This is a genomic window from Bradyrhizobium sp. SUTN9-2 (assembly GCF_003122645.1).
Taxonomy (GTDB): domain Bacteria; phylum Pseudomonadota; class Alphaproteobacteria; order Rhizobiales; family Xanthobacteraceae; genus Bradyrhizobium; species Bradyrhizobium yuanmingense.
This window is the reverse complement of sequence record NZ_LAXE01000001.1, coordinates 6,438,907-6,465,225: the sequence shown is the minus strand read 5'-3', so window position 1 is coordinate 6,465,225 and position 26,319 is coordinate 6,438,907. Positions and strand designations below refer to the sequence as shown.

Below are 26,319 nucleotides of genomic sequence, written 5' to 3'. Positions count from 1 at the left end.
CCAACCCTCTCCCGCAGGCGGGAGAGGGGGCGCACCTCCATCGTGACAACCAGCTGTCATTCGAGCTCGATCGCGAAGGGGCGGCCTTCCACCATCATCGCGCCGGGGGCCCATCTCGTCGAGCGCGCGCAGCATGCGGCCGTTGCGTCCGAGCGCATGATCGGCGAGGCTGACGATGCGACGGTTCGGCGAGGCGATCGGCGAGGCCGCGCGAATCTTCCTGGCGATCTCGATCTCGTCGCGATTCGGATTAAGCGCGCAAACGGCCGCGAACGCGCTGGCGGTGGAGCGGCTGATCCCGGCATAGCAATGCACCACCAGCGGGGCGCTGCGGTCCCAGCCGCGCACGAAGTTGAGCACCTGCTCGATATGCGTCTCCGACGGCGCGACGAAGCCGTCCATTTCCTCGGTGATGTCGTCCATCGACACCTTGAGGTGGTTGGCCGGGAGCACCGACACCGGACGCGCCACCTGCTCGACATTGGCCATCACGGTCAGCACGTGACTGGCCTTGGTGAGGCGGACGGTTTCGGGAAGCGCGGCGAGGGAACAGACGTGGATCATGTCGAACCTTTTTCTTGATTATAGCCGCGGCCGTTGGGTGGGCAAAGCGAGGCGTGCCCACCACTTTTGTCGCAAACGCGAAGTGATGGTGGGCACGGCGCAAGAGCGCCTTTGCCCACCTTACAAGACTCACGCAAACACGGCGCCAAACCGCTCCAGAAACTGCTTCTCGGCCCGCGCCGCGGTCCAGGGCGTCAGATAGTCGCGTCGGACGCTGTCGGAGAGACCCGGATCCTTACCGAACAGGCGCCGCGCTTCGCTTGCGCTGAAGCCGGCGAGCTCGGTTGCCTCGAGATAGGCCGCGCCGCGATCGGCGGCCTTGATGGCCTGCGTGATGTCATCAGGCAATACCGGCGGCAAACCGAAGCGGATATGGATGGCGCCGAGCAGCCGCTTCTCGACGGCCTTGTAGTGACCGTCGAGCACGGCCTTGAACGGCGAGATCATGTCGCCGATCACATATTCCGGCGCATCATGCAGCAGGGCCGCGAGCCGCACGCGCTGGTCGACGCGGGGCGTCTCGTGCCGCAGCACCGTCTCGACCAGCAGCGTATGCTGTGCGACCGAAAAGATGTGCGCGCCGAGGGTCTGCCCGTTCCAGCGCGCCACCCGCGCCAGCCCGTGCGCGATGTCGCCGATTTCGATGTCGAGCGGGGAAGGATCGAGCAGGTCGAGCCGCCGGCCCGACAGCATGCGCTGCCAGGCGCGGACCTCTTCGTTGCGCGCTGCCTTCTTCGCCGTCATTTGGCCTTGAGGCGCAGCTTGCGCTGGGTCTTGCTGCAGGTCGCATGACAGTGGCAGTCGACCAGGTGGTCGTTGACCATGCCGGTCGCCTGCATGAAGGCGTAGACGATCGTCGGGCCGACGAATTTGAAGCCGCGCGAGGACAGCTCCTTGGAGACCTGCACCGACAGCGGCGTCGAGGCCGGCACGCTTCCCGTGGTCTTGAAGTGGTTGACCTTTGGCCGTCCGTCCATGAAGTCCCACAGCAGCTTCGAGAAGCCCGGGCCCTTCTCCATGATATCGAGATACGACTTCGCGCTCAGGATCGTGCCTTCGATCTTGGCCTTGTTGCGCACGATGCCCGCATCGTTCATCAGCGCGTGAACCTTCTTGGCGTTGTAACGCGCGATCTTCTCAGGCTGGAAATCGTCGAAGGCTTTGCGGAAATTGTCGCGCTTGCGCAGGATCGTGATCCAGGACAGGCCGGCCTGGAAGCCGTCGAGGATCAGCTTCTCGTACAGCGCGCGGTCATCATATTCCGGCACGCCCCATTCGGTGTCGTGATAGGCGACATAAAGCGGATCTTCGCCCGGCCAGGGGCAGCGGGTCAGACCATCGGGATGCAAGCGGGCAGCGCGGCTCATGCGATCGGCTGCTTGGCTGGAATGCGAACGACGTCTGGTTCAGCGAGTGTCAAAGCCAGCCCCCCAGCGGTGAGCGGCTGGCCTGCATCGAGTGCATCGGCGACACGATCGATGCGCACCAGCGCGATGCCCTTGCCGCCGGCCGTCGAGCCGATGGTGCCGACCGGCTTGTCGCCGGCGAGAATGGTTGTGCCAGGCTCGGGCGAGGCGTCCTCGAGCAGCACCTTCACGCTGCGCGTGCGCGCGGTGCCGCGATGCTGCATGCGCGAGACGACCTCCTGGCCGACATAGCAGCCCTTGTCGAAATCGACGCCGGCGAGGCGATCCATGTTGGTCTCATGCGGGAACGCATCGCTGTACATGAAATCGAGCCCGCCGCGCGGCACGCCGAGCGCAATGCGGTGCGCCTCGTACTCGGCTGCATCGACCAGCTCGGCGCCAATGAGATCGGACAGTTTCTGCTTGAGATCTTCCGGGACCAGGATGCGGTAGCCGAGCCCCTCAGCCCGCGGATCGGCAAAGGCAAGGTCGGGCTGCGCCGCCGGCTCGCCGTCCCAGGCGGCGAGCACGCCGAGGTCGAGCTTGTCCACGGTGACCTTGGCGCGCAGCTTGTAGAATTTCAGCTTGGTGGCGAGGGTGTCCGCCAGCGCCTTGGGGCAGTCGATCAGGAACCCGCCGCCGTGGCCCGCGGACGCTTCCGTGATCAGGAAATCCACGATGATCTTGCCCTGCGGCGTCAGCAATGCGCCGAATCGCCCCAGACCAGGTTTCAGCCTGTCCACGTCGGTGGTGACGAGGCCATTGAGGAAGTTGCGCGCATCCTCACCCGCGACTTTGATCACGCCCCGGTCGGGAAGAAACGCCGATTTCATGCGAAAATCTCTTGCGACATGTTGCTCCGGAACGTAAGCCCGCAACGCATAAACGACAAGACCTCGAGCCCTGCGCCTTGAGGATGAGAGAGGCCCCATGACCCAGCGTTTCGATGTGATCCTAAAGGGTGGCACCGTCGTCAACCAGGACGGCGAGGGCGTGCGGGATATCGGCATCACGGGCGGCCGCGTCGCCGAGCTCGGTCCGCTATCGCAAGACTCAGCCGCCGAGGTGATCGACTGCAAGAGCCTACACATCCTGCCCGGCGTGATGGACACGCAGGTGCATTTCCGCGAGCCCGGGCTGACGCACAAGGAAGACCTCGAGACCGGCTCGCGCAGCGCCGTGATGGGCGGCGTCACCGCCGTGTTCGAGATGCCGAACACCTCGCCGCTGACCGTGACGGAGGCCGAATTCACCGACAAGGTGAAGCGCGCCCATCACCGCATGCATTGCGATTTCGCCTTCTTCATCGGCGGCACCCGCGAGAACGTCCAGGACCTGCCGGTGCTGGAGCGCGCACCCGGCTGCGCCGGCGTCAAGGTGTTCATCGGCTCGTCCACCGGCGCGCTCTTGGTGGAGGACGACGAGAGCCTGCGCCGCATTTTCCAGGTGATCCGCCGCCGCGCCGCCTTCCACGCCGAGGACGAATACCGCCTCAACGAGCGCAAATCGCTGCGCATCGAGGGCGATGCGCGCTCGCATCCGGTCTGGCGCGACGAGACCGCGGCGCTGATGGCGACGCAGCGCCTCGTCAAGCTCGCGCACGAGACCGGCAAGCGTATTCACGTGCTGCACATCTCGACCAAGGAGGAGATCGAGTTCCTGCGCGACCACAAGGATGTCGCCTCCTGCGAGGCGACGCCGCACCATCTCACCCTGGTCGCGCCGGAATGCTACGAGCGGCTCGGCACGCTGGCGCAGATGAACCCGCCGGTGCGCGGCGCCGATCATCGTGCCGGCATTTGGCGCGGCATCGAACAGGGCATCATCGACGTGCTCGGCTCCGACCACGCCCCGCATACGCTGGAGGAGAAGCAGAAGACCTATCCCGCTTCGCCTTCCGGCATGACCGGCGTGCAGACGCTGGTGCCTGTGATGCTCGATCACGTCAATGCGGGCCGCCTCTCGCTGGCACGTTTCGTCGACCTCACTAGTGCCGGTCCCGCGCGCCTCTACAACATGGCCTGCAAGGGCCGGATCGCCGCCGGCTACGATGCCGACTTCACCATCGTGGATTTGAAGCGCAGCGAGACCATCACCAACAAATGGGTGGCGTCCAAGGCCGGCTGGACGCCCTATGATGGCGTTCGCGTCACCGGCTGGCCGGTCGGCACCTTTATCCGCGGCCGTCGCGTGATGTGGCAGGGCGAGCTGGTGACGGCCGCGCAGGGCGAGCCGGTGCGGTTCCTGGAGACGCTGAAGCAGTAGAGTGATGTGTGGGGATGCACACTGCTTCCCCACACGTCATTGCGAGTGCAGCGAAGCAATCCAGTCTATCGCCGCGGAAAGACTCTGGATTGCTTCGCTGCGCTCGCAATGACGAGAGGAGCGGTCTACACTTCCTCTCGAACGGGAGTGCAGCCTGATGTCCCAACCCGCCGCCCTCATCACCACCGAGCAGCTCGCCGCCATGCTCGGCGATCCCAACCTTCGCCTCTACGACTGCACGACCTATCTTGAGCCCGCGCCGGAAGGCAGCGACGTGCCGTATCGCGCGGTGCCCGGCGACAAGACGTTCGCGGCCGGCCACATCCCCGGCGCCGATTTCCTCAACCTGCAAGGCGAGTTCTCCGACGCCTCGTCGCAACACTTCTTCATGATGCCCGATCTCGCCCAGCTGGAGGCCGCCTTCGGCCGCCACGGCCTCGATGCGGGCAAGACCATCGTGCTCTACAGCATAGGGACGATAATGTGGGCGACGCGGTTCTGGTGGATGTTGCGCGCGCTCGGCGTCGATGCCCACGTGCTCGACGGCGGCTTCGACAAATGGCAGCAGGAGGGACGGCCGACCGAGACGGGCGCACCGAAAGGCTATCCGGTGACGGCCTTCAAGGCGGCGCCGCGCCCAGGCTGCTTCGTCGACAAGGAAGCCGTGCTGGCGCGGATCGGCGATCCCGCGACCATCATCGTCAACGCGCTCGGGCCGCAGTTTCACCGCGGCCTCGAGCCGAGCCGCTATGGCCGGCCGGGCCGCGTTCCCGGCAGCGTCAACGTTCCCGCAGCCACACTCGTGAATGCCGACAAGACGCTGGCGGATCTTGCGGATGCGCAAGCGAAGTTCGCCTCCCAGGGCGTCACACGCGACAAGAATGTGATTCTTTATTGCGGCGGCGGCATCTCGGCGACGATCGACCTCCTGCTGCTGACGCAGCTCGGCTACGACAAGCTGACGCTCTACGACGCTTCGATGGGCGAATGGGCGAGGGATCCGGCGCTGCCGATCGAGACGGACTGAGGCGCGCGTTCCCGGCTCTGTCGGGAACATCTCCCGGTCATCGCGAGATTAATGCTTGTCCGCCGGCAACGGCTTCCGTGCGATAAGAGCGGCAGACTTCGCGACGCCTTTCGCAGAGTCATTCATCCGTCAACTGGCCCCGCCCGCGTGGCGGGGTCATTTTCAGGACGGCTTACTGCTTCAGGACGGCTTACTGCCTGCAGATGCCGACCGAGAATTCGCCGTTGCGAATGCGGCCGGGAAAGCCCTCGACGAACTTTGCCACTGCGTCCTCGCCATAGGTGCCGACGAGCTCGGCGAGGGCCGCGAACAGGCTCGCCTGCGCCAGGCAGTCGCCGTCGACGCCGTCATGACGCGCCTCGGCCCAGGCCTCGTTGAGATAGCTCAGTGCGGCCTGTTTCTGCTCGTGATCGGGCAGCGGCGCACGGGCGGGGGCGTAGGAAATCGGCTGGCTCATGAAACTCAGTCAGGCTGGGGCGCGATCCACGGCGATGCGCTGTGCGAGAGGTGTAGCACGGGCGTTAACGACCGCTAGGCCACATCTTTAAGAACGGTTAACGGCTGTGAACAAAGTCGATGACAGGGTTCCAGGCCCGCACATGCGTCGACCGCGCCGTCATTCCGGGGCGCGCCTCGCGCGAGCCCGGAATCCATCTGGCATCAGAGACGGTCGATGAATGGATTCCGGGCTCTCGCTTCGCGAGCCCCGGAATGACGGGGTAGCTAGTTCGCATAGCGCGCCGTGAGATCGCGCGAGATCTTCGAGCCTTCCTCGATGTAGCGGCGGATCGCCACCATCGCGGCCGGCGTGCAGCTGCGATAGGTCTGCTGAAAACCGTTATAGCCGCGGTTGAAGCCGGCGATCATGCGGGTGCGGCGCTCGCCGGAGGGGGTCTCGGCATCGATCAGCGCCTGCATCTCATTGCGCCATTTGTTACCCTCGTTGGCCCCGCAGATGCCGCGCAGATAGTGCAGGCCGCCGAGGATCTCGGCCAGCCGCTGCAGTTCGCCGTCAAACGGCGCCGCCACGTCCTGGGCCCTCGCAGGCACGGAGGCGCAGGCGAGAATCAGGACAAAAATGGCCAGAAATCGCGACGACATCGGCGGCTGTATGCCCCCTCGGGACGGCTGGCGCAAGGCGGGCGGTCAGGCTCCAAGCAGCCGGTGAGCGGACAGGATGACCTCCTCCAGCCCCCCGGTCAGCTTGAGGTCGCCGAGGCTTGCCAGGGCGCCAGGGGCGATCCAGCGGTGATCGTCGAGCTCGTCGTTCAGCGCCGGCTCCTGGGCCGTCCAACGCGCGGCAAAGGACATGATCAGGTAATGGCCGGCGCCGGCCGCGGCCGGCAGCACCTCGCGCCAGCCAGCGAGGCCAATGATCTCGATGCGAAGGCCGGTTTCCTCGTCGACCTCGCGGCTCAGGGCCTGATGCAGCGATTCGCCGAACTCGACCCGGCCGCCCGGCAGCGAATAGAAGCCCTTGGCCGGCGAGCGGGCGCGGCGGACCAGCAGCACCTTGCCGTCGCGGAAGATCGCCGCGCTGACCGCAAGCTGGGGATGGGCAGGATGGACGATTGCGGCCAATCGCGTCACCTATCCGGATGAGTTCGCCATGATGGTGTCGACGTCGGCTTCCGCCCCGCCATTGATGATGCCGCCGCAGGCTGCGATCAGGGGCTTGACCCAAAGCGTGGCCTGCTCGGCGAGGCGGACGCGCGTCGTGTCCTTCTCGACCTCGCGCATGGCCGAGCCGACCGCGGTCAGGATCGAGGTCATGGTATCCGTCAAGTGGTCGAACTGGGCACGCACGTTGGGATCGGCTTTCTCATAGGCTTCGATCGCCAAATCCCGCGCCTTGAAATTCGACGCCGTGAAATGCTCGGCATAAGACAGCGGCGTCCAGGTCAGGAAGTCTTCGGCGCATTCCGGCATATCCGGCACCATTTCGAGCAGCATCACGGCTTCATTGAAATGGTTGAGATAGTCGGTGGCAAGCCCGGTCCGCGGATTGATGTTGGCCACGCGCAGCCGTTCGGCCCAGGCGGTCGCCTCAGGGCCCGTCTGTACATGCGTCCGCGCGGGTTGGGAGGCCGTTGAGCTCATCTGCCGCAGTGTTAACGTTCGGGGTTAAAAGGACCTGAACGGACCCTATATAGGCCTCCAAGGATGTGTGGACGCTTCGTCATAACTTCGGCCCCCGCGGCTTTGCGGCAACTGTTCGGCTATGTCGAGCAGCCGAATTTCCCGCCCCGGTACAATGTCGCCCCGACGCAACCGATTCCGGTGGTGCTGCTCGAGAACGGCGCGCGCCATTTCCGCCTGATGCGCTGGGGTCTTCTGCCCGGCTGGGTCAAGGACCCCCGCGGGTTCACGCTCCTGATCAACGCCCGTTCCGAGACGGTGCTGGAGAAGCCTGCGTTCAAGAACGCGATTCGCCGCCGGCGCGGCCTGATTCCGGCCGATGGTTATTACGAGTGGAAGACGCAAACCGGCCGCAAGCAGCCCTTTTTCATCCACCGTGCCGACGGTGAGCCGCTCGGCTTTGCCGCTGTGTTCGAGACCTGGGTCGGTCCGAACGGCGAGGAACTCGACACGGTCGCGATCGTCACCGCCGCGGCGGGCGAGGATCTCGCCGCGCTGCATGACCGCGTGCCCGTCACCATCAGCCCGCACGACTTCGAGCGCTGGCTCGACAGCAAGGGCGACGAGATCGACGCGATCCTGCCCTTGATGAGGCCCCCGCGCGCCGGCGAATTCGCCTGGCACCCGGTCTCCACCCGCGTCAACCGCGTCGCCAATGATGACGAGCAGCTCGTGCTGCCGATCAGCGCGGATGAGATCGAGGCTGAGGCCGAGGCGGCGAAGCCGAAGAAGGCGGTGCGGAAGGTTGCCGCTAGTCCGGCGGATGACGGGCAGGGGTCGTTGTTCTAGGCCGCGGCGGAACGTGTGTCGCGCTACACAATCTCCCGCGCCCTCAAGCCCGCGATCTCCGCCGCATCGAATCCCAGCTCGCCCAGCACCGCGTCCGTATCCGCGCCCAGCTCCGGCGCCATGCGATCCAGCCTGCCGCCGCCATGGGCCAGCTTGAAGCCGCTGCCGGCAAAGCGCAGGCGGCCGTATTCCGTGTCCAGCTCCTGGATCGCGCCGCGCGCCTTGATTTGGGGATGGTCGATGACCTCCTCGACCTTCCAGATGCTGGCGCAGGGCGCGCCGGCGTCCTCAAGAATTGTCTCCCATTCGCGTGCCGGCCGTTTTGCCAGCGCCTGCTCGATGATGGCGCGCAGCGCGCCCTCGTTCTCGTTGCGCGAGAACCAGTCGGCAAAGCGCGGATCTGACAGCGTATCCTCGCGCCCGAGCGCAGCCATCAGCGCGCGGTACTGCTTCTCGTTGTTGACGGCGAGCAGGATATGGCCGTCGCCGCACTTGAACAAATTCGCCGTGGTCCGGCGGCTCACCGCCTGATTGCCCGATAGCTGTTGCCGATGTCCGGCGACCGACCAGTCGGCGATCTGGCCCGAGAGAAACGCCAGCGTCGCCTCCAGCATGGAGACGTCGATCAGCTGCCCCTTGCCGGTGCGGTCGCGCTGGTACAGCGCGCTGGACACGCCGAACGCAGCGGTGGCGCCCGAGAGCACGTCGCACACGGCAAAGCCCGCGCGCGTCGGCCCCGTCTCGGGGTGGCCGGTGATCGCCATGATCCCCGACAGCGCCTGCATCTTGCCGTCATAGCCGGGCCGCAGGCGATCCGGCCCGGTCTGGCCGAAACCCGACACCGCGCAATAGATCAGCTTTGGGTTGATCGCGGACAGCGCCTCATAGCCGATGCCGAGCTTGTCCATCACGCCGGGGCGGAAATTCTCCATGACCACGTCGACGCGGCCTGCGAGCTTCTTCACGATCGCGATCGCCTCCGGGTTCTGCAGATCGAGCGTCAGGCTGCGCTTGTTGCCGTTGACCGCCTGGAATGCCGGCGCCAGAGCGCGCTCGGCCCATTCGCGGCTGAGCGGCGTGCGGCGCATGTCCTCGCCCTCGCGCCGCTCGACCTTGATGACGTCGGCGCCTAGCAGTGCGAGCTGGTAGCTCGCGTAGGGGCCGGCCAGCACTTGTGTGAAATCCAGGATCTTCACGCCCTCGAACGGTCGCGTCACCTCGCTCTCCCTCGGCTTGTGGTTGGAGGACGTCAGGCGGCGCGGTTGCCGCGCGCGATCTCCTTCTGCTTGTCGAATTCGGCGCGGCGCCGCGCCAGCTCTTCAGGCGAGAGCTGCGCAACGTTGTTGTAGTCGAGCTTCCAGGAGGCGTCCTCGTTCCAGCGCAGAGGCGATTGCATCGTGGTCTGGGGACCGCTCGCGGTCTCCAGCAGTCGGAGTGCCAGCTCGAGCGTCTGGGCCTGCGACGCGATGTCGTGCGGCTTGCCGGCGGAATTGCCGAGCGGGAAGTCGGAGAACAGGAAGCGCGGCACGGCCGCGTGCTCGACGATGTCCTTGGCGCAGCCCATGACCACGGTGGCAATGCCGTTGCGCTCCAGGTGCCGCGCCACCAGCGCCGTGGTCTGGTGGCAGACCGGGCAGTTTGGCACCAGCACCGCGACGTCGACCTTGTCCGCGAGGCAGCGCGCCAGGATCTCCGGCGCGTCGGTGTCGAGCGTCACGCGATGGCTGCGGTTGGTCGGCGCGCCGAAGAAGCGCTGGCTCACTTCGCCGATGCGGCCGGCGGCGCTCGCCTTCAACAGCTGCGGCAGCGGAAACCAGGTGCCGCTGTCGGTGGCCGAGGTGTGCTTGCGGTCGTAGCCGATGTGCGAGATGCGCAGATCGTGCTGTTTCGACGTGTCGCCGTCATAGACCTGATAAAACTTCGCGCTGCCATTATACGCCGCGCCCGGCCCCTGGTCGCCCTTGGCCGGATCGTAGGGCGCCGCGGTGGTGATGATGGTGACGCGCGATTGCGACAACGGTTTCTTCAGCGGCTGGAACGGCGCCTCGGTGTAATGCGCCCAGCGGTACGGCGTGGTGTAGCCGATCGCCGCGTAATAATCGCGGGTGCGCTGCATGTAGGGGACGGGGGAATCGTAGTCGGGCGCAAAGCCGAATTCATCGTCGCGCGGAGCGGACATGGCGCGTCTCCTGGTTGTTGGTTGACGACAGACTAGAGATAGTTTTGCAGTTGCTCAACCGGGGGGGAGCGGCGGCGCAGGTCTGAATTGCAGGCTTGATAGAGCGAGCTGCGCTCCCCCCTCTCTCCTTGTGGGAGAGGGTGGATCGCCGCATAGCGGCGAGACGGGTGAGGGGTATCCATCCTCACGAACGATCTCACAAGTGGAGAGAACCCCTCATCCGGCGCTTCGCGCCACCTTCTCCCACAAGGGGAGAAGGAAGGACAGCCGCAAGGTCACCTGAACACATGCAGCGCCACATACTGCAGCAGCATGATCGCCTTGGCGTCGATGATGCGGCCGTCGGCGATCATCGCCAGCGCCTCGTCGATGGACAGCTCCAGCACCTCGATGTCCTCGCCCTCGTGCTCCAGGCCGCCGCCGTCGCTCACCCGCATCTCCGGCTCGTATTCGGCGACGAAGAAATGCAGCTTCTCGGTGATGGCGCCGGGGCTCATGAAGGCCTCGAACACCTTGTGGACATGGTGCAGGCGATAGCCGGTCTCTTCCTCCGCCTCGGCGCGGATGCGCTCCTCGGGCTCGGCGTTGTCGAGCACGCCGGCGGCGGCCTCGATCAAGAGGTCGTCGTAACCGCGGATGAAGGCCGGAAGGCGGAACTGGCGCACCAGGATCACGGTCCGTCGCGCGAGATTATATGGCAGCACGGCGGCGGCGTTGTCGCGCTCATAGGTCTCGCGATGCTGGGTCTGCCACTCGCCACTTGCGCGCCGGTATTCGAAGGTCGTGGTCTTCAGCGTGGTCCAACCGTCCGAGAGCACGCGGACGTCCTTGATGCGGACGCGGTCGGAAAGGGTCATGCCTCGATCTCAATTGCTTGGCGTGGTCGCACGGCCGTCGAGCCACTTCTGGAACATCAGGGATGTCGACAGCTCGAAGCCGAGCGAGCCATAGAACGCGTTGGCCTGCGCGTTCTCGCGACGGACCAGGAGCTGCAGCTTCAAAATCCCGGCGCTTCGCAGCCAGTCCTCGGCCGCCGCCATGATGATGCGGCCGAAGCCGTGCTTCTGACAGCTGGGATCGACGGCGACGTAATAGACCCAGCCGCGATGGCCGTCATGGCCGACCATCACGGTGGCGACGATCGCGCCATTGTCGCGGCCGACCAGCACGGTGGAATTGTCGCGCCGCCGCGCTAGTGCGATGTCGGCATGCGGGTCGTTCCAGGGGCGCGTCAGGCCGCAGCGCTGCCACAGCGCGACCACGCCCTCGACGTCGGCATCGGTGATCGCATCGATCGCAAGGGAAGCGCTCACAGCACCTTCCCCGGATTCATGATGCCGAGCGGATCGAGCATCGTCTTGATGGAGCGCATCAGCTCGATCGCGGTTTTGTCCTTCACCTCGGGGAGCTCGTCGCGCTTGAGCACGCCGATGCCGTGCTCGGCCGAGATCGAGCCGCCCATGCGCAGCACGATCTCGAACACCACCGCGTTCACATCATGCCAGCGCGCGAGGAAATCGGCGGTGTCGGCGCCGATCGGCTGGCTGACGTTGTAATGCAGATTGCCGTCGCCGAGATGGCCGAACGGCACCGGCCGGGCGCCGGGGATCAGCTTCACCACGGCCGCATCGGCTTCCGCGATGAATTCGGGCACGGCCGCAACCGGGACGGAGATGTCGTGCTTGATCGAGCCGCCTTCCGGCTTCTGCGCCGCCGACATCTCGTCGCGCAGCTTCCAGAACGCGCCGCGCTGGGCGAGGCTCGCCGCGATCACGGCGTCGTCGACGATCTCCTCCTCCATGGCACGGCCGAGGATCGTCTCCAGCGTGCGGGCATCCTCGCTCGGCGATGACAATTCCATCAGCACGTACCAGGGATGCTTCTCTGCAAGCGGATCGCGCACGTCGATGCCGTGGCGGACGGAGAAATCCACCGCCAGCTCCGACAGCAGCTCGAAGCTCGTCAGCGCATTGGCGGCTTCGCCTTGCGCGATGGTGAGCAGCTTCAGCGCCGCCGCAGGCGATTTCAGCCCGACGAAGGCGGTCTCGATCGCCCGCGGCTTCTGAAACAGTTTCAGCGTCGCCGCGGTGATGATGCCGAGCGTGCCTTCGGCGCCGATGAAGAGGTTGTGTAGATTGTAGCCGGTGTTGTCCTTCTTCAGCTTTGACAGCGAATTGAGCACGCGCCCATCGGCGAGCACCACTTCGAGGCCCAGCGCCATCTCGCGCGCGACGCCATAGGCGAGCGCCGCGGTGCCGCCGGCATTGGTCGAGAGGTTGCCGCCGATGGTGCAGCTGCCTTCCGCGCCGAGCGACAGCGGAAACAGCCGGTCGACCTCGGAGGCCTTGGCTTGCGCGATCTGCAGCACCACACCGGCTTCCACTGTCATGGTGTTGGACGCGGTGTCGACCTCGCGGATCTTGTCGAGCCGGCGCAGCGACACTACCACCTCGCCATTGTGCGGCGTCTGGCCGCCGACGAGCCCGGTGTTGCCGCCCTGCGGCACCAGCGCGATGTTGTGCGCGGAGGCGAGCTTGCAGATCGCGGAAACCTCCGCCGTCGAGCCCGGGCGCAGCACCAGCGGCGAGCGGCCGTGGAACAGATTGCGCTCCTCGGTGACGTAAGGCTCGATATCGGTCGGGTCGGTGATGGCGTGGCGGTCGCCGACGATCTTGCGGAATTGCTCGATCAATTCGGGCGCAAGCGGCGGGGTGGCAGGCTTGTTGATGTTCATGTCCTCGTCTCTTGCTTCAACGCGCCACCGCGGCGCGGCGCAGCCGGTCGTTGATCGCCTCGCCCAGACCATCTTCGGGAATCGGCATCACTGCAATCGCCCGCGGCGCTTTCGCATCGAGGCTGCGAAGATAGCCGAACAGATTGGCCGCGGCTTCATCGAGATCGGCGGTGGGCGACAAATTCATGACGGCCGAGGCGGCGTCAAGACCGGGCAGGCGCTCCGGGCCGAACGCCAGCAGCGCATCGCCCGGCGCGACCTCACGTGCGTTGAGCCGCACAAGGGCGCGCGGCGCATAATGCGAGGCCAGCATGCCCGGGGCCAGTGGCTGGCTGTCGTCGCTGCCAGCCTCCACCGGCGGCCGCGCCAGCGGCGCGCCCAGCACAGCCTCGATCCGCTCGCGCGAGAGCCCACCGGGACGAAGCAGCATCGGCGCGTCGAAGCAGCCGACAATCGTGGATTCAACGCCGACCGTAACAGGCCCGCCGTCGATGATCAGGTCGATCCGCCCGGCAAGGTCGCTCTCGACATGCGCGGCCAGCGTCGGCGAGACGTGGCCGGAGATGTTGGCCGAGGGCGCCACCACGGCGCCGCCGAAGGCGCGCAGGATCGCCTGCGCGACGGGATGGGCGGGGATGCGGATCGCCACCGTGTCGAGGCCAGCCGTGGCGAGATCCGCCACCGGACAGTCCTCGATCTTGGGCACCACCAGCGTCAGCGGCCCCGGCCAGAACGCCTCCGCAAGCGCCAGCGCGCGCGCATCGAACAGCCCGATCCGCCGCGCGGCTTTGAGATCCGCAACATGCGCGATCAGCGGATTGAACGCCGGCCGGCCCTTGGCGGCGTAGAGATGGGCGATCGCGACCGCATTGGCAGCATCCGCCCCGAGCCCGTAGACGGTCTCGGTCGGAAACGCGACCAGCCCGCCGGCCGCAAGTCGCCGGGCGGCGGCTTCCGCGTCGGCTTCGCCGGCCGGCAATATCAGCGTTTCGACACCCGTCTTCACAGGGATAAAATTCCTCATCTCGGCCGCTTGCAGTGCGTCAAGCCCGACGCTATAAGCCGCCTTCTTGTCGGAGTGTGGCTCAGCCCGGTAGAGCACTGCGTTCGGGACGCAGGGGTCGCAGGTTCGAATCCTGCCACTCCGACCATTCTTTTAAAAGTCGACGTTTTCCAGAGTCTTGGCAGACCGGCTGCCGGCGCCTCAGGACGCCTTTTTGCAACGATTTCGGGATTGGGTCCACGGCCGATTTGGCGGGGCAGGGTGGCCTGTCGCGGTAGCATGGCTTGCCAGAAGCGAGCGCCGGCGGTTCCGACTTGCGAGCTAGGTCAGGGGCCTACCGCCGCGCCATCAGCACACCCACCAAAAAACGCCACCATCAGCGCCGGGCCGTGGTGCCTCGCCGGTTGCCCTCCAGTCATTCCGACGGCTAGATGAGTCCCAAGCTGATCGCGCGCCTGAGGCGCGATCGGCCAATAACAAAAACAGGGCTGGAAATCATGAACAATAAAATCATCGCGCTCGCTACGGCTTTTGGCTTCGCGGCCTGCGGGTCGGCATGGGCCGCGTGGCCCGACGACAAGCCGATCGAAGTCGTCGTCGGCTTTGCGCCCGGCGGCGGCACCGATGTCATGGCGCGCAAGCTCCTTCCCTTTGTCGAGCGTGTGCTGGGCGGCAAGGCGAAGTTCGTCGTCCTGAACAAGCCCGGCGCCGGCGGAGAGATCGCGTTTGCGTCGATCGCGCGCGCGGCGCCCGAGGGCTATTCGATCGGTGTCGTCAACGTGCCAGGCTACAACTTCCTGCCAATGACCCGCAAAACCCAATACACCACGGATGAAATCCGGCTGGTCGCTCGCGTCGTCGAAGATCCGAATGTCATGGTGGTGCCTGCCGATAGCAGATTCAGCAATCTGCCGGATGTCGTTGCCGCACTGCGCAGCAAGCCGGGCTCGGTGACCTTCGGTCACAATGGTGCCGGCACGAACGGTCATCTGGCCATTCGCATGCTTGCGGCAGCCGCGAAAGTCGAGCCCAACGAGATCTGCTACAGAGGAACGGCCGCACAGCGGACCGATCTCCTGGGCGGGCATCTGGACGTCGGCATGGTCACCCTCAGCGAGATCCCCGAATTGCATGGCACCAACAAGGGGCCATTTCGTGTCATCGCGATCCTGTCGAAGAAGCGCTTTCCATCGCTGCCGGGCGTTCCGACGGCAGAGGAGGCGGGCTTTCCGGTCATGACGACGGCGGAACGCGGCTTTGCGGTCCCCAAGGGCGTTCCAGACGACATCGTCAAGAAGCTGGAAGCCGGGATCGCCGAGGGCCTGCGTAGTCCAGAGTACCTGACGGGTTCGCCCGGGGATGAGCCGGTGATCGCCTTCATGCCTGGCGCGGAGTGGCAGAAACGCCTCGACGACATGTCCGAAGCCCTGCGTCCTTTTGCCGAGCAGATGCGGGCAAGCGAACAGAAGTGATTGATCCTGCTCTGGCAGGCGGTTGCTAAGACTATTCGTCATGCTTCGGGCCGCTGCAAATCAAGGTCTCGATAGCCGCGCCGCCTCATGTTTGCCACCCTCCAACGCAAACGGCGCGGCCGTGATCGACCGCGCCGCTGTGATCTTCTGATGTGAAGGGCCCTATTCTTCGTAGGGTGCGTAGGCTGATGTGCCCCAGCGAGGCCCGTCATAGCCGTAACCCGGGCCCGGGTAACCGTAGGTGTTGGTGGGGTGCCAATCGCCGATGCGCTGGCATTGGCCGATGCCGGCCATCAACTGGCCGCCGCTCATGGCGGGCCCGGCGGCGCCGACTGCTTCTCCAGCCGGTGGGGTGCACGGGCCGGGACCGCGTCCCGCAGCGAGGCTGGGGCTTACAGTTGCGAGCGGCAAAATCGCGGCCAGAGTTGCGGCGACGCTCACGAGTTTCGTACGTGTCATGGTTGTCTCCATGTTCGAGGCTTAACGGGGGACCAATCCCTCCTGCCGCGAGACGTTCCGCGCGGAACGGTCGCGTTTTCGCGAGCAAAAAAGGTTTCCTCGGGTTTCACGGAACGCCGCGATTTCCATTGGCATGAGCGCGTCATCGCGAGCGCGCATTATCTGCGAGCGACCAGCACACCGACCAGAAAGGCCACCAGCAGCGACGGCAGCGGGGCGTCGCGCACCATGCCGCGGACGACGTCTTGCCAGTGCTGCTCCGGCACCAGTCTCGGCGATCGCACGTTGGGCGCGGGCTGGATACCCCAGTGTGATGCGAGCTCGGCGACCTCGCTTTGCGCGAGGCGCACGCCGTCGCGGACGCGATAGATCGCGGCCTCGGACCGCTCACGCGGTGCGAGCAGCATCAAGGTCTCGACCGCGGTGCGCAGCGTCATCTCGCCGTAGCCTTGCAGCCTGACCTGCTCCTCGGGATCGGACGTCATGCAAATCCCTCACAGCGTCAAATTCTTCACAATGAGAAATGGCGCGCGATGGTGAAGGCCGCCGCCGTGCACAGAACCAGCGTGGGCCCGGCCACGTCGCGCGCGAGATCGGCGCGCGTCAGCTGCCTGCTCATGGTCTTGCTCCATGCTTTGCATGGAAATGGCCGCCGCCGCGCTTGGTTCCCTGCGCCGGCGCGAATCGGCAGGCCGACTATTTCCGCAGCAGCTCGCTCAAGGCCGCCGTCGCTTCGGCGCAGCGGATGTCGTCGATCTCCCGCGACAGGCTGAGCGCGCTCGATCTCAGCTCCTCGAGCTTCCAGCTGTCCGGATGCTGGTTTTCGAGCTGACCGAGACGCTTGTTCAGGTCGTCCAGTCTCGATTGAAGCTGCCCGATGCTGGCGGCCCCATTCACTTTCCAAACGCGTTGTGCACGCATCGTCGTTCCCCTGATAGTCTCACGGCCTTGTGAGATCGGTTCATGGCCGGAATGAGAGTTTGTTTTGTCCGGCTTCAGACGGCGGGGAACCGTTGCAGATCGGCAACGAAGTTCTTGTTTGGTGCTCACCTAGCGCCGCACGATGATACCCGCAGGCACGGAATTTGAATTGTGCCCTCAGTACGGGGCGCCGAGGCGGCCTGTGCGCGCGGGTGATAGGCTCTGGCCGGGCGCACTCGAAAAAGATGAGGAACGACGCGTGACGAGAACTGTGACCATTGCAGCCGGCCAGCTCGGACCGATCGCGAGGAGCGAGTCGAGGTCCGCGGTGGTGGCGCGACTGATGGCGTTGATGCGCGAGGCGCGGGCCTGCGGCTGCGACCTGATCGTCTATCCCGAGCTGGCGCTGACCACGTTCTTTCCGCGCTGGTACTTCGAGGACCAGGCCGAGATCGACAGCTTCTTCGAGCGCGAGATGCCCGGTGCCGAGACACAGGCGCTGTTCGATCTCGCCCGCCAGCTCGGCATCGGCTTCTGCCTCGGCTATGCCGAACTGACGCTCGAGGTCGGGATTGTCAGGCGCTACAACACGTCCATCCTCGTCGACAAGAGCGGCGCGATCGTCCTGAAATATCGCAAGGTGCATCTGCCCGGCCATGCCGAGCACGAACCGTGGCGCGAATTCCAGCATCTGGAGAAGCGCTATTTCGAGCCCGGCAGCGGCTTCGGCGTGGTCGATGCCTTCGGCGGCGTGATCGGCATGGCGATCTGCAACGACCGCCGCTGGAGCGAGACCTATCGCGTGATGGGCCTGCAGGGCGTCGAGATGGTGCTGATCGGCTACAACACGCCCGTGCACAATCCGCCCGCGCCGGAGCATGACGATCTCTCGCTGTTCCACAATCATCTGGTGATGCAGGCCGGCGCCTATCAGAACGGCACATTCGTGGTCGGGGTCGCCAAGGCCGGTGTGGAGGAGGGCGTCGACCACATCGGAGGCAGCTGCATCATCGCGCCCTCGGGCGAGATCATTGCGGCCTGCACGACAAAGGGCGACGAGATCGCGCTGGCGCGCTGCGATCTCGATCTCTGCAGTTCCTACAAGCGCACCACCTTCAATTTCGACGTGCACCGCCAGCCGCGCGCCTACGGCATGATCGTCGAGCGGAAGGGCGTGACGATCATGGCGGATGGGACGTCGGTGCCGCGGAGGGGGTGACGCTCTCTCCTTCGTCATTGATTCTCTTCACGACCACGTGTGTTTATTCGGAAACGTTCATTCCCTATTATCCCGCAATGCAAAAGACCGCCCGCCGCTCCCGACCTGCCGCCCGTCTGCCCGGCCGTCCCCGGGAATTCGACATGGACACCGCGCTCGACCGCGCCGTGCGCGTGTTTCGTGAGCGCGGCTATCATGCCACCTCGATCGGGGACCTCACTGCGGCGATGCGGCTCGCGACGGGAAGCATCTACAAGGCGTTTCGCGACAAGCATGCGGTGTTTCTCGCCGCCTTCGAGCGCTACACGGCCCTGCGCCAGCAGCAGACCCGCAGCGCGGCGGCGCGTGGTGCAAACGGCCGCGAGCAAATCCGCAACGTGCTGCTGTCCTATGTCGAGCACTCCCGGGGAATCGAGGGGCGGCGCGGCTGCCTCGTGGTCGGCAGCGCGGTCGAGCTGTCCGCGCTCGATCCGGTCGTGCGTGCCCGCGTCAGCACACAGCTCGCGAGCAACGAGAGCTTCATCGCCGGCCTCATCCGCGCCGGACAGACCGATGGCTCGATCCCCCGCCATGTCGTAGCCGACGACACCGCGCGGCTGATGCTCTGCATCACGCAGGGAATGCGCGTCGTCGGCAAGGCGCGTCTGCCGCTCGACGCAGAGCGTCTCGTCGGCGCCGCAATGAAGCTGCTCGCCTGAATTTTTTGTCAGAATAGGGAATGACCATTCCCTATACCTTACCTAACGGCCATTCCCTGCGCCTTACCTGGAGACCATGCGAATGACGATGAATGCCACGATCGAGACCGCGCCGGGGCCGGATGCGGTGTCGCAGCGCCTGACCTTCGTGCTTGCCGCGGCCTGTGGCATGGTCGCCGCCAACATCTATTATGCGCAGCCGCTGATCGCCCCAATCAGCGCCGCGCTCGGCCTGTCGCATGCAGCTAGCGGGCTGATCGTGACGATGACGCAGATCGGCTACGGCACCGGGCTGCTGCTGATCGTGCCGCTCGGCGATCTCGTCGAGAACCGCGCGCTGATCTGCTCGGTGATCATGCTCGGCGCCGCGGCGCTGCTCGCCGCGGCGTTCGCAACCCATGCGCTGCCGTTCCTGCTCGCCGCACTGTTCATCGGCCTCGGCTCGGTCGCGGTGCAGATCATCATCCCCTATGCAGCGCATCTGGCGCCCGAAGCCATCCGCGGCCGCGTCGTCGGCAACGTCTCGACCGGCCTGATGCTCGGCATCATGCTGGCGCGTCCGGTGTCGAGCTTCGTCACCGCCTTGCTGTCGTGGCACGCAGTGTTCTTCGCCTCCGCCGCGCTGATGATCGTGCTCGCAGCCGTGCTCTGGATGACGCTGCCGAAGCGCAAGCCGGTCACGCGGATGCATTACGGCCAATTGCTGCTGTCGATGCCGGACCTGGTGCGGGCCACGCCGCTGCTGCGGCGCCGCGCGCTGTACCAGGCGAGCCTGTTCGGCGCCTTCACCCTTTTCTGGACGGTGGCGCCACTCCAGCTCGCCGGCGAGTTCGGCTTCTCCCAGCGCGGCATCGCGCTGTTCGCGCTGGCCGGCGTCGCCGGCGTGTTCGCAGCACCGATCGCCGGGCGCCTCGCGGACCGCGGCCATAGCCGGATCGCGACGCTGGTCGCGATGCTGCTCACGGCCGCCGGCTTCCTGGTGACCTCCATCGGCGCGTCCGGCTCGATGCTGAACCTCGCCTGTCTGGTGGTGGCCGCGATTGCGATCGATATGGGCGTCCAGGGCAATGTGGTGCTGGGCTTCCGCGCCATCTTCGCGCTCGGGCACGAGCACCGCAGTCGCCTCAATGGTCTCTACATGGCGACGTTCTTCGCCGCCGGCGCGGTCGGCTCGGCGGTCGGAGCCTGGGCGTTCGCACAGGGCGGCTGGACGCTCGCATCGACCATTGGCCTTGCTTTGCCCGTCGCGGGGTTGCTCTACGCGCTGACCGAGTAGCGGCCGTCGCCGGAACGGTGCGACCGACCTCGCGATGACGCAATTTCCATCTCGCGGATTGGTTGCGGTTGTAGTACTTTCGTCGCAACGCACCTGGTTAACGGGCGGCAGGGGGATGCTGATGAAACGTGCGGGGCTGTTTGGCGCACGGCGGGTACGGCCATGGTCGTGGGGGGCGTTTCTGCTCGGGCTCGCCGTCGTCGCGGTGTCGGCCGTGGTTCAGGGCATCTGCGTCCTGCTCGGCGCAAAGTTCTATTTCGTAGCGTTCCTGCCCGGCCTGTTCGTGCTTGCGCTGATGGCGGGTGCACCGGCGGCGGCATTCGCCGCGCTGCTCACCGTGCCGCTGGTGTGGTGGGCGTTCATCCCGCCGTTCTTCGAGCTCAATGCGCTGAGCAGCGCGCATGCCGATTCCATCAACCTGTTCTGTCTTCTTGCCGTCCTCCTGATCGGCCTTGCCGATCTCTGCCGCGCGACGATGACAATCGTCAGAAGCGGCGGGCTGAAGCCTTCGGGCGAGAGCGCGGCAACGAATCCGCAATAGATCGCGCCGCGCGCGTTGCGCCCGAGCAACAGTCCGGCAACCATCCGCAAACTTGCCGCGCGCCGCTAACTTTTCGAAAAAGATTTGGCCGCAGTTTCTCCCGCGGGAATGACGAGGGAGTTTTCGGACATGAACGGTCACGCCATCCTGGAGAACGTGCGCCGCTACCGCGGCATCGCATCGCTCTATCGCCAGACCGCAGCGTTCCGCCCGGGCCAGAGCTGGTCGCTGCTGGAGCAGGCGAGCGAGTGGGAGGCGCGGGCGCTGTCGGAGCTGGAAGCCTATTTCGCCTCGCGCACGGACCACACCGCCCCGCTCGCGGCCTGATCGCCGGCCATCGGCGCGCCCTGAACCGGCTCGCCGAAGGCGCGACCGCCACGGGCAACTACGGAGTTGTCTCCGTATCCTTCTATGCTAGCAACGGCCGAGAGATTCTTCTTCACGTCGGCCGGGGCACGCGATGACCACCTTCAACCGCATCTTCACGACGGAGCGCCTGCTCCAGATCATCGTGGTGCTGGCGGCGACGCTCGCCATGAAGCTGATGAGCTGAGCGAAGGCCGGCTATCGTCCGCCTAGCTCGGGCAAATCAGGCAGATAATTCGAGCCTTCCGAGCCGAGGAAATCGAACATCGCCTGCGCGGGCGGCAGCAGCACCTTGTCGCTGCGGCGGATCACGTACCATTGCCGCACGATCGGCAGGCCCGCGACGTCGAGCACGACGAGCCGGCCCTCGGCGAGCTCATGCGCCACGGTGTGAGCCGAGATGAAGGCGATGCCGAGCCCGGCGATGACCGCCTGTTTGATGGTCTCGTTGCTGCTCATCTCCATGCCGATGATCGGCTCGAGATCCGATTTCTGGAACATGCCCTCCATCAGCGTCCGCGTGCCCGAGCCGGGCTCGCGGGTGAGGAAGGTCTCGTGCACGAGATCGGTCAGGCTGAGGCCGGAATCCTTCTCCAGCCAATGGCCCTTGCGCGCGACGATGATGTGCGGGTTGCGCCCGAGCTGGCGGACGTCGACGGTGACGTCGGCCGGTGGCCGACCCATTACCGCGAAGTCGAGGTCGTAGCCGTGCATGGCCTCGCGGATCTCCTCGCGATTGCCGATGGTCAGCTTGATCTCGATCTTGGGGTAGCGCTTGGAGAACGCCGCGATCGCGTGCGGCACGAAATATTTCGCGGTCGAGACCGCGCCGAGATGCACGGTGCCGCCGGTCCGCCCCGCGAGCAGGTCGAGCGCGCCCTGGCAATCGGTGATCGCGGCTTCGACCCGTTCGGCCAGCGCCAGCACCTCCCTGCCGGCTTCCGTCAGCAGCATGCCGTCGCCGGTTCGCTGCACCAGGGGCAGGCCGGCCAGGTCCTGCAGCTGCCGCAGCTGCTGGGTCACGGCCGGCTGGGTCAGCCCGAGATGGCTCGACGCCGCCGTCACGCTGCCTTTGGCCGAGAGCGCCGCAAGCGAGCGCAGCTGCCGGATCGTCAGATGCCGGAGCTGGGCCGCTGCATGGCCGGCGCCATTATAAGAAAATTCTTTGAGGCTCATTATGATTAGAAATTTTCCTTATTAAGCCGCTCCTGTCAATCTCCTGAATGCCGGCACTGACCGTGACCTGCCTCCACCAGGAGGGAATGGTTGCGGCACCGGCAAGGGGATGGACGCAGATGACCGGGCAACTCAGGCTGGACGACCACCTTCAACGGTATTCTGAGACCGCGCCGCATGCGTTGGCCGTGGCAGCCGCGGTCGATGCCATCGCGGCCGCGGCGATCGAGATTGCCGATCTCATCGCCAGCGGCGATCTCGCCGACGCCTCGGGCCTGACCACCGGGCGCAACAGCGACGGCGATCTCCAACGCGACCTCGACGTCCAGGCGGACGCGATCCTGCGCCGCTGCCTCGGCCGGCTGCCGATCGCGGCGCTGGCGTCGGAGGAGATGCGTGAGGCCCAGATCGTCGATCGTCAGGGGCGAATCTGCATCGCGATCGATCCGCTCGACGGCTCCTCCAACATCGACATCAACATGACCGTCGGCACGATCTTCTCGATCCTGCCGGCCCCCGATGATCTCTCACTCGCCTTTCAGCAGCGCGGCTCGGCGCAGCTCGCGGCGGGCTTCGTCACCTACGGCCCGCAGACCTCGCTGGTGCTGACGCTCGGCGACGGCGTCGACATCTTCACGCTCGATCGCAAGGCGGGCTGCTTCCGCTTCGCGCGCAGCGGCGTGCAGATCGCCGAAGCCTGCGAGGAGTTCGCGATCAACGCCTCGAACCGCCGGCATTGGGATCCGCCGGTGCGCGCCTTCATCGACGAATGCCTCGCCGGCGTCGACGGTCACGCCAACCACGATTTCAACATGCGCTGGATCGGGTCGCTGGTCGCGGAGGCCTATCGCATCCTCACCCGTGGCGGCGTGTTTCTCTACCCTTCCGATGCGCGGCCCGGCTACGGCGACGGCCGCCTTCGCCTGACCTACGAAGCACACCCGATGGCGATGATCATCGAGCAGGCCGGCGGCTCGGCCTCGACCGGGCGCGAGCGCATCCTCGATCTATCGGCGCAGAGCCTGCACCAGCGCGTGCCGCTGATCATGGGCTCGAGCAACGAGGTGCGGCGCGTCGAGGAGCTGCATTGCGATCCGCTGCTGGTTGCCAGCGTCTCGGCGCCGCTGTTCGCGCGGCGCGGATTCTTCCGGCTCTGAGCGAGGCGTCCGATGTCCAGGAAGCATCCGATCATCTCCATCACCGGCTCCTCCGGCGCCGGCACCACCTCCGTCAAGAAGACCTTCGAGCAGATCTTTTTCCGCGAGAAGGTCAACGCCGTCTACATCGAGGGCGACGCCTTCCACCGCTACGACCGTGCCGAGATGCGTGCGCAGATGGCGAAGGAGGCCGAGCGCGGCAACAAGCACTTCAGCCATTTCAGCCCCGAGACCAATTTGTTCGAGGAGCTGGAACGCGCCTTCCGCGACTACGGCGAGACCGGCACCGCGGTGACGCGGCACTACGTCCACGACGCCGAGGAATCGGCGCTGCATGGCGCGGCACCAGGCACCTTCACCGACTGGAAGCAGCTGCCGGAGGATTCGGACCTGCTGTTCTACGAGGGCCTACACGGCGCCGTAGTCACCGATAAGGTGAACGTCGCGCGCTATGCCGACCTCAAAATCGGCGTCGTGCCCGTCATCAACCTCGAATGGATCCAGAAGCTGCACCGCGACCGCAGCGCACGCGGCTATTCGACCGAGGCGGTCACCGACACCATCCTGCGGCGGATGCCCGACTACATCCACTACATCTGCCCGCAATTCACCGAGACCGACATCAACTTCCAGCGCGTCCCGACCGTGGACACCTCCAATCCATTCATCGCGCGCTGGATCCCGACGCCGGACGAATCGATGGTGGTGATCCGCTTCAAGAATCCGCGCGGTATCGACTTCCCCTATCTGCTCTCGATGCTGCCGCAGAGCTGGATGTCGCGCGCCAATTCGATCGTGTGCCCGGGCGCGAAGCTGGACCTGGCCATGCAGCTGATCCTGACGCCGCTGATCATGCAGCTGATCGAGCGCAAGCGCAGCCTGAAGTGAACAGGGAGAGACTCCGATGAACATCTCCGTCCATGCCGAAGCCGACCTCAATGCGGTCACGCACAACGATCTCGCCAATGCCGTCCGCTTCCTCGCGGTCGACGCCATCGAGGCAGCGCAGTCAGGCCATCCCGGGCTGCCCATGGGCATGGCCGACGTCGCGACTGTGCTGTTCTCGCGCTTCCTGAAGTTCGACTCGGCGCATCCGAACTGGCCGGACCGCGACCGCTTCGTGCTGTCGGCGGGGCACGGCTCGATGCTGCTCTATGCGCTGCTGCATCTCACCGGCGGCGATATCAGCCTCGACGACATCAAGGCCTTTCGCCAGTGGGGCTCGAAGACGCCGGGCCACCCCGAATATGGCCACACGGCTGGTGTCGAGACCACGACGGGACCGCTCGGCCAGGGCATTGCGACCGCGGTCGGCATGGCGCTCGCCGAGCGGATGGCGAATGCGCGGCATGGCGATGGGCTCGTCGATCACTTCACCTATGTTATCGCGGGCGATGGCTGCCTGATGGAAGGCCTCAGCCATGAGGCGATCTCGCTGGCCGGTCATCTCGGGCTCGGCCGGCTGATCGTGCTTTTCGACGACAACGGCATCTCCATCGACGGTCCGACCTCGCTGGCGACATCGGACGACCAGCTCGCGCGCTTCGCTGCCTCCGGCTGGTCGGTGCGCCGCGTCGACGGACATGATCCCGAAGCGGTGGCGCAGGCGATAGCGGAGGAGCGGGAGACCGCGAAGCCGTCACTGATCGCCTGTCGCACAATCATCGGCTATGGCGCGCCTGATAGACAGGGCACCGAGAAAGTGCATGGCGCGCCGCTCGGCACCGAGCAGACGGCAGCGGCGCGGCGGACGCTGGGTTGGGACTATCAGCCTTTCGTGGTGCCGATCCCGGTGCTCAAGGCTTGGCGGATGATCGGGCAGCGCGGGCAGGTCGACCGCCTCGCTTGGCTCGATCGTTACGAAGGTGCGACGCCGGAGCAGCGCGACCTGTTCGTCGAGGGCAAAGCCGCGGCTCTGCCCGCCGCCTATGCGCTGGCCGCGGCGAAATTGCGTGAGCACTTTGCATCCGAGCGGCCGAAGCTGGCGACGCGGCAGGCCTCGCAACAGGTGCTCGAGGGAATCGCAGGAACAATTCCCGGCCTGGTCGGCGGCTCCGCGGACCTCACCCATTCGAACCTGACGCATGCCAAGGCGCAGGCGCCGGTCAAGAGCGGTGCGTTCGCCGGCGACTACATCCACTATGGCATCCGCGAGCACGGCATGGCCGCAGCGATGAATGGCCTGGCGCTGCATGGCGGCTTCATTCCCTATGGCGGCACGTTTCTGGCGTTCTCCGACTACAGCCGGCCGGCGATCCGACTTGCGGCCTTGATGCGGCTGCGCGTCATCCACGTGATGACGCACGATTCCATCGGCCTTGGTGAGGACGGACCGACGCACCAGCCGGTCGAGCATCTCGCGGCGTTGCGCGTGATCCCCAATCTACTGGTGTTCCGCCCCGCCGATGCCGTGGAGACGCTGGAGGCCTGGGATTGCGCGCTCGCGGCGGAGCATCGCCCCTCAGTGCTATGCCTGTCGCGGCAGGCCTTGCCGACATTCCGCAGCGATGGGCGCGGCAGAAACCGCGTCGCGAACGGTGCCTATCTCGTCGTCTCGCCGGACGGCGGCCGTGACGTGACGCTCATCGCAACCGGCTCGGAAGTCTCGATCGCGCTGGAAGCCGCACGCCTGCTCGCGACCGAGCACGTTCGCGCCGCCGTGGTCTCGGCTCCGTGTTTCGCACTGTTCGAGGAGCAGCCGGAGGATTACCGCGCCTCGGTGCTCGGCACCGCGCCGCGCGTCGGCATCGAGGCAGCTGTCGCCGGCGACTGGCATCGCTGGATCGGCGCTGACGGCGAATTCGTCGGCATGCGCGGGTTCGGCGCCTCGGCCCCCGCCCCGGTGTTGTACCGCGAATTCGGCATCACACCGCAAAGCATTGCGGAAGCGGCTCGCCGGGCGATGGCCCGCAAGAGCCAATAAGGAGG

At 65.9% G+C, this 26,319-nt stretch carries 29 protein-coding genes, 1 tRNA gene and 1 pseudogene; 13 read left to right on the top strand and 18 right to left on the bottom strand.

Annotation, left to right across the window (positions count from 1 at the left end):
* Positions 1–56: 56 nt before the first annotated feature.
* The 4 genes and pseudogenes from XF30_RS29975 to ygfZ form a co-directional block, all read right to left on the bottom strand.
* Positions 57–564: pseudogene (locus XF30_RS29975) on the bottom strand (tyrosine phosphatase family protein).
* A gap of 129 nt (positions 565–693) precedes the next feature.
* Positions 694–1,308, bottom strand: a complete 615-nt coding sequence (locus XF30_RS29970) for a YfbR-like 5'-deoxynucleotidase (protein ID WP_057026907.1) — start codon at positions 1,306–1,308, stop codon at positions 694–696.
* Positions 1,305–1,931, bottom strand: a complete 627-nt coding sequence (locus XF30_RS29965; protein WP_109144658.1) for a DNA-3-methyladenine glycosylase I — start codon at positions 1,929–1,931, stop codon at positions 1,305–1,307. The genes XF30_RS29970 and XF30_RS29965 overlap by 4 nt, the downstream gene beginning before the upstream one ends.
* A complete protein-coding gene (gene ygfZ / locus XF30_RS29960) occupies positions 1,928–2,803 on the bottom strand; it encodes a CAF17-like 4Fe-4S cluster assembly/insertion protein YgfZ (protein ID WP_057026905.1) in 876 nt (291 codons plus the stop codon). Before ygfZ ends, XF30_RS29965 begins: the two co-directional genes overlap by 4 nt.
* A gap of 97 nt (positions 2,804–2,900) precedes the next feature.
* Between ygfZ and XF30_RS29955 the strand changes: the two genes are divergently transcribed.
* Both XF30_RS29955 and XF30_RS29950 read left to right on the top strand, forming a co-directional pair.
* A complete protein-coding gene (locus XF30_RS29955) occupies positions 2,901–4,235 on the top strand; it encodes a dihydroorotase (protein ID WP_109144657.1) in 1,335 nt (444 codons plus the stop codon).
* A gap of 157 nt (positions 4,236–4,392) precedes the next feature.
* Entirely contained in the window at positions 4,393–5,262 is an 870-nt protein-coding gene (locus XF30_RS29950) for a sulfurtransferase (RefSeq protein ID WP_109144656.1), read from the top strand.
* A 190-nt stretch (positions 5,263–5,452) separates the two neighbouring features.
* Here XF30_RS29950 and XF30_RS29945 read toward each other — a convergent pair whose 3' ends face one another.
* The 4 genes from XF30_RS29945 to XF30_RS29930 form a co-directional block, all read right to left on the bottom strand.
* Positions 5,453–5,719 carry a hypothetical protein gene (locus tag XF30_RS29945; RefSeq protein WP_036003643.1) on the bottom strand — a complete coding sequence of 89 codons (267 nt, stop codon included), beginning with the start codon at positions 5,717–5,719 and terminating at the stop codon, positions 5,453–5,455.
* 266 nt (positions 5,720–5,985) lie between these two features.
* Positions 5,986–6,363: a TIGR02301 family protein gene (locus XF30_RS29940; protein ID WP_036003646.1), complete on the bottom strand. Its 378-nt coding sequence runs from the start codon at positions 6,361–6,363 to the stop codon at positions 5,986–5,988.
* A 45-nt stretch (positions 6,364–6,408) separates the two neighbouring features.
* Positions 6,409–6,843, bottom strand: coding sequence for an NUDIX hydrolase (locus tag XF30_RS29935; RefSeq protein WP_109144655.1), 435 nt, complete (start codon positions 6,841–6,843; stop codon positions 6,409–6,411).
* 9 nt (positions 6,844–6,852) lie between these two features.
* Entirely contained in the window at positions 6,853–7,362 is a 510-nt protein-coding gene (locus tag XF30_RS29930; RefSeq protein WP_036003651.1) for a hypothetical protein, read from the bottom strand.
* 63 nt (positions 7,363–7,425) lie between these two features.
* On the opposite strand from XF30_RS29930, the gene XF30_RS29925 reads away from it, so the two are divergent.
* Complete coding sequence (locus XF30_RS29925) at positions 7,426–8,190, top strand: SOS response-associated peptidase (RefSeq protein WP_109144654.1); 765 nt, start codon at positions 7,426–7,428, stop codon at positions 8,188–8,190.
* Positions 8,191–8,213: 23 nt separating this feature from the next.
* On the opposite strand, the gene XF30_RS29920 is transcribed toward XF30_RS29925, so the two are convergent.
* The 6 genes from XF30_RS29920 to XF30_RS29895 all read right to left on the bottom strand — a co-directional run bounded on the left by XF30_RS29920 (position 8,214) and on the right by XF30_RS29895 (position 14,127).
* Positions 8,214–9,407 carry a CaiB/BaiF CoA transferase family protein gene (locus XF30_RS29920; RefSeq protein WP_109144653.1) on the bottom strand — a complete coding sequence of 398 codons (1,194 nt, stop codon included), beginning with the start codon at positions 9,405–9,407 and terminating at the stop codon, positions 8,214–8,216.
* A 32-nt stretch (positions 9,408–9,439) separates the two neighbouring features.
* Positions 9,440–10,369 (bottom strand): glycine/sarcosine/betaine reductase selenoprotein B family protein, encoded by a 930-nt coding sequence (locus XF30_RS29915; RefSeq protein ID WP_109144652.1) that lies wholly within the window; start codon positions 10,367–10,369, stop codon positions 9,440–9,442.
* Between the two features lie 275 nt (positions 10,370–10,644).
* The gene (locus tag XF30_RS29910) at positions 10,645–11,226 is read right to left on the bottom strand and encodes an NUDIX hydrolase (protein ID WP_036028286.1); all 582 of its coding nucleotides are present in this window, start codon (positions 11,224–11,226) and stop codon (positions 10,645–10,647) included.
* Positions 11,227–11,235: 9 nt separating this feature from the next.
* Positions 11,236–11,682 (bottom strand): GNAT family acetyltransferase, encoded by a 447-nt coding sequence (locus XF30_RS29905; protein WP_036028283.1) that lies wholly within the window; start codon positions 11,680–11,682, stop codon positions 11,236–11,238.
* Positions 11,679–13,103, bottom strand: a complete 1,425-nt coding sequence (locus XF30_RS29900; protein ID WP_109145902.1) for an FAD-binding oxidoreductase — start codon at positions 13,101–13,103, stop codon at positions 11,679–11,681. Before XF30_RS29900 ends, XF30_RS29905 begins: the two co-directional genes overlap by 4 nt.
* Positions 13,104–13,119: 16 nt before the next feature.
* A complete protein-coding gene (locus XF30_RS29895; RefSeq protein WP_158284422.1) occupies positions 13,120–14,127 on the bottom strand; it encodes an L-threonylcarbamoyladenylate synthase in 1,008 nt (335 codons plus the stop codon).
* 50 nt (positions 14,128–14,177) lie between these two features.
* On the opposite strand from XF30_RS29895, the gene XF30_RS29890 reads away from it, so the two are divergent.
* Both XF30_RS29890 and XF30_RS29885 read left to right on the top strand, forming a co-directional pair.
* Positions 14,178–14,254 (top strand) — tRNA-Pro (locus tag XF30_RS29890).
* A 283-nt stretch (positions 14,255–14,537) separates the two neighbouring features.
* The gene (locus tag XF30_RS29885; RefSeq protein ID WP_109144651.1) at positions 14,538–15,578 is read left to right on the top strand and encodes a tripartite tricarboxylate transporter substrate binding protein; all 1,041 of its coding nucleotides are present in this window, start codon (positions 14,538–14,540) and stop codon (positions 15,576–15,578) included.
* 162 nt (positions 15,579–15,740) lie between these two features.
* Here the strand turns inward: XF30_RS29885 and XF30_RS37885 are convergent, their stop codons facing one another.
* The 3 genes from XF30_RS37885 to XF30_RS39575 form a co-directional block, all read right to left on the bottom strand.
* Entirely contained in the window at positions 15,741–16,037 is a 297-nt protein-coding gene (locus XF30_RS37885) for a hypothetical protein (protein ID WP_146207753.1), read from the bottom strand.
* A 158-nt stretch (positions 16,038–16,195) separates the two neighbouring features.
* Positions 16,196–16,522 (bottom strand): hypothetical protein, encoded by a 327-nt coding sequence (locus XF30_RS29880; protein WP_036003836.1) that lies wholly within the window; start codon positions 16,520–16,522, stop codon positions 16,196–16,198.
* A gap of 211 nt (positions 16,523–16,733) precedes the next feature.
* On the bottom strand, positions 16,734–17,087 hold the full coding sequence (locus tag XF30_RS39575) for a hypothetical protein (protein WP_244609045.1): 354 nt from the start codon (positions 17,085–17,087) through the stop codon (positions 16,734–16,736).
* 130 nt (positions 17,088–17,217) lie between these two features.
* Between XF30_RS39575 and XF30_RS29870 the strand changes: the two genes are divergently transcribed.
* The 5 genes from XF30_RS29870 (at position 17,218) to XF30_RS29850 (ending at position 21,019) form a co-directional block, all read left to right on the top strand.
* Positions 17,218–18,177: an N-carbamoyl-D-amino-acid hydrolase gene (locus tag XF30_RS29870; RefSeq protein ID WP_109144650.1), complete on the top strand. Its 960-nt coding sequence runs from the start codon at positions 17,218–17,220 to the stop codon at positions 18,175–18,177.
* A gap of 77 nt (positions 18,178–18,254) precedes the next feature.
* Positions 18,255–18,875: a TetR/AcrR family transcriptional regulator gene (locus XF30_RS29865; RefSeq protein ID WP_109144649.1), complete on the top strand. Its 621-nt coding sequence runs from the start codon at positions 18,255–18,257 to the stop codon at positions 18,873–18,875.
* An 82-nt stretch (positions 18,876–18,957) separates the two neighbouring features.
* On the top strand, positions 18,958–20,151 hold the full coding sequence (locus tag XF30_RS29860) for an MFS transporter (protein ID WP_109144648.1): 1,194 nt from the start codon (positions 18,958–18,960) through the stop codon (positions 20,149–20,151).
* Between the two features lie 121 nt (positions 20,152–20,272).
* On the top strand, positions 20,273–20,692 hold the full coding sequence (locus XF30_RS29855; protein WP_109145900.1) for a DUF4118 domain-containing protein: 420 nt from the start codon (positions 20,273–20,275) through the stop codon (positions 20,690–20,692).
* 129 nt (positions 20,693–20,821) lie between these two features.
* Positions 20,822–21,019: a hypothetical protein gene (locus tag XF30_RS29850; RefSeq protein WP_036003876.1), complete on the top strand. Its 198-nt coding sequence runs from the start codon at positions 20,822–20,824 to the stop codon at positions 21,017–21,019.
* Positions 21,020–21,256: 237 nt separating this feature from the next.
* Here XF30_RS29850 and XF30_RS29845 read toward each other — a convergent pair whose 3' ends face one another.
* Positions 21,257–22,234: a LysR family transcriptional regulator gene (locus XF30_RS29845; RefSeq protein WP_036038207.1), complete on the bottom strand. Its 978-nt coding sequence runs from the start codon at positions 22,232–22,234 to the stop codon at positions 21,257–21,259.
* 119 nt (positions 22,235–22,353) lie between these two features.
* Here XF30_RS29845 and XF30_RS29840 point away from each other — a divergent pair, with 119 nt between their 5' ends.
* The 3 genes from XF30_RS29840 to tkt are packed head-to-tail and all read left to right on the top strand — an operon-like array spanning position 22,354 to position 26,314.
* Positions 22,354–23,391 carry a class 1 fructose-bisphosphatase gene (locus XF30_RS29840; protein WP_036003852.1) on the top strand — a complete coding sequence of 346 codons (1,038 nt, stop codon included), beginning with the start codon at positions 22,354–22,356 and terminating at the stop codon, positions 23,389–23,391.
* Positions 23,392–23,403: 12 nt separating this feature from the next.
* Complete coding sequence (locus XF30_RS29835; protein WP_036003856.1) at positions 23,404–24,279, top strand: phosphoribulokinase; 876 nt, start codon at positions 23,404–23,406, stop codon at positions 24,277–24,279.
* A 16-nt stretch (positions 24,280–24,295) separates the two neighbouring features.
* Complete coding sequence (gene tkt, locus XF30_RS29830; protein WP_109144647.1) at positions 24,296–26,314, top strand: transketolase; 2,019 nt, start codon at positions 24,296–24,298, stop codon at positions 26,312–26,314.
* Positions 26,315–26,319: the final 5 nt, after the last annotated feature.